The organism is Borrelia hispanica CRI (assembly GCF_000500065.1).
Lineage (GTDB): Bacteria > Spirochaetota > Spirochaetia > Borreliales > Borreliaceae > Borrelia > Borrelia hispanica.
In genome coordinates this window covers 1-2,531 of record NZ_AYOU01000135.1, presented here as the reverse complement: position 1 = coordinate 2,531, position 2,531 = coordinate 1, and the positions used below count along the sequence as shown (strand labels likewise).

The window sequence follows — 2,531 nt, the reverse complement described above, 5'->3', positions numbered from 1 at the left end:
CTTTCAGCATAAAAAATTCTAAAGAGTTGAGATAACCATATAGCAATAAATCTTGATGAGCAGTGTTTTGTGGCATTAATACTAGTAAAGTTCGAATTTAGACTTTTAAGTTCAGCAAGAAGTACATTAGCATAGTTGGTTTCAGTTTGAATTAACTTAGCAATTTCTGTATTTTTAAGAAAATTAGGTATCATATTTATATTCCTTATGTCTTAAGATGTAATATCAATGAATAGGTTGTCTGTAAGATTAAATATAAGCAATTCTTCAGGCTTAACATCTATATCTTGATTTTCTTTAAATTCTGAATCATTAATGCTTGAAATTTGAGTTTTGTCATCGTCTTTGAGTACGGCAGATATTTTTAAGCCTTTAATACCTTTAATTTCATTTACAGGAGCAAAGAAATCTTGATATTCAAATTTGATACCCATATCCGTGTAATTATTATTTACAATACGTTTATATATGTCTCTAATACGTGAGTCGATGTTAAGATAAATATGATTTTGAAGGTCAATTTTGTACTTTACTTTAAGATAAACATATTTTCTAGCGCCTAAGGATACTTTGTATGATTTGAGTTGATTTTGTTGGTTTAGGCCATCAATATTAATATTGCCTTCTAGAATAGTGCCACTAGGAATAGTTTTGTATAGTGTTTGCCAAAGTGTTGATTTAAAATTAGAGTTGATGATATTAGTTTTAGCTGAATCTAGTAGTGATTCATTTAATATAAGATAAATATTAGCTTTACCAGCTGTGCTTATGATATTTGCATATTCTATTCCGTCAATAGAAGTTAAAGCTGTATGTACAGCATTAAATGTTGTGCTTTTGATACTAATGTGGTCTTCTATAGCTTTAAAGTATTCACCCCCAGGGCTAATTTTAGAAAAGAGTATATTAACTTCATTAATAATTTGTTCTTCTATAGTTGCAAGAGATGTTGCAATAATGTTGTAAATGGATGAGGGGCCGTCATTAATTACAATTCTATGCATATTTCGTAAGTTCTCACGTTTAGTTTCAACTATTTGTTTAATATTTTGTTTTAAAATACCAAAATCAGAATCAAATAGGATGCTCATAATTTAACCTCCATATTTAGAGTGTCATTTGGGAAGTGAAAGACAATGCTTATTGTGTTTGATTGTATGTTTACGTCAAGATTTACAATGTCAATTTTGAGATCTTGTATAACATTAAATAAGTAAGTTTTGATTTGCGTTAAAGAGCTTATCTTGATAAGCTTTATAATGTGTGAATAATCTAAACCCCATTGATTATCATAGAAAAGACTGCCTTTTGGAATCTTTAAAAATGTAAATAATCGTTGTTTTTGTTCTTCTATATTATCAACGATCTGTAAATTTGAATTAAATGTTAAGTTAAAATCATTGTCAATTTTGATATCCAATCTTTATGTCCTTTATCCTTTTTAATTATCTTTAACCTTTAACCAATAAAAGGAAGTATAATACTATTTTTGTTAAAAACTATTTAAGTAACATATTTATTTTAGTTTGTATATTGTTAACATATGTGTAAAAACTAGGTTCAATCGTAGCTTGTCCAGAAACTCTTAAATTATATAAGCAATTAACAATTTCTTCTAATACTTGCTTTAAAGTTATATTGTTATTTTTGATTTCCATAAGGTTTTTTGTGTGAATAGAAAAATTATCAACTTTAATAGCTGCATTTTGCATATTAATCGGTCGTAATATATAGAAATAGTTTTTATCATAATAATTATCATCATTATCATCATTAATATCAAAAAGATTGATACTACTTTGCAAAAGAATAACCTCATCATTTTCTTGTAGATTAAAATGCATATTTGATATACAGCGAGTTTGAATTTCTATATTTTTATAAAGGGATAGTAATACAACACCTTCTTGAGTCTCAGAATTAAAAGATTTGATAATTCCTATTGTAGAGATAAAAATATTTTTATAAATCCATAGTTTAATTTCTTCTTGTGTTAATGCAGAACCAGCCATTTGGCTATTCATTCTATAAATATCATAATTTAAATGCATTTATCTAGCTTCTCCTTTTATATTTAAGTAATTAGTATCATCATAAAGCTTGAGTATAAGAGAGCATTCACCAATATTACTTAATACAGCATCAGCTTGTGAAATAGTGCTCTTAATTTTATTACCAGTACCATCAATAAAACTAACTTTATCACCAACTTTAAGTTTATGTGTATACATAATCTTGGCATGCCAATATATGAACCTAATATTTATATTTGAACCTATAGTGACTTCTTGTTGTGGTATAAATTCAAGAAGATAATCTTCAAGAGGTTCATAGTCTTTATCTGTGTTTTCTTTTGTTTCCTCTTTTTCTGTATCTATTGTAGGTGTTTCTGTTTTTAGATTTTTATCCTTTTGTATAGGCTTATTTTTTTCTGTTTCTTCTTTTTTATCTGTTTCTGTTTGTATCGGTACGTAATTTGTGAATATATAGTTACATTCGATATCAGTAGTATTAATAGATGCTTCTTTGAT

At 26.8% G+C, this 2,531-nt stretch carries 5 protein-coding genes; all 5 read right to left on the bottom strand.

Going from position 1 to position 2,531, the window contains the following annotated elements; genetic code table 11:
* Positions 1-194: DUF735 family protein (locus tag U880_RS0105755; protein ID WP_024655141.1), on the bottom strand; the 194-nt coding region annotated here is incomplete at its 3' end.
* 18 nt (positions 195-212) lie between these two features.
* A complete protein-coding gene (locus U880_RS0105750) occupies positions 213-1,091 on the bottom strand; it encodes a DUF276 domain-containing protein (protein WP_024655140.1) in 879 nt (292 codons plus the stop codon).
* Positions 1,088-1,420 (bottom strand): contractile injection system sheath initiator, encoded by a 333-nt coding sequence (locus U880_RS0105745; protein ID WP_024655139.1) that lies wholly within the window; start codon positions 1,418-1,420, stop codon positions 1,088-1,090. Before U880_RS0105745 ends, U880_RS0105750 begins: the two co-directional genes overlap by 4 nt.
* A gap of 79 nt (positions 1,421-1,499) precedes the next feature.
* Entirely contained in the window at positions 1,500-2,051 is a 552-nt protein-coding gene (locus U880_RS0105740; protein ID WP_024655138.1) for a DUF777 family protein, read from the bottom strand.
* Positions 2,052-2,531: DUF693 family protein (locus U880_RS10210; protein WP_038359411.1), on the bottom strand; the 480-nt coding region annotated here is incomplete at its 5' end.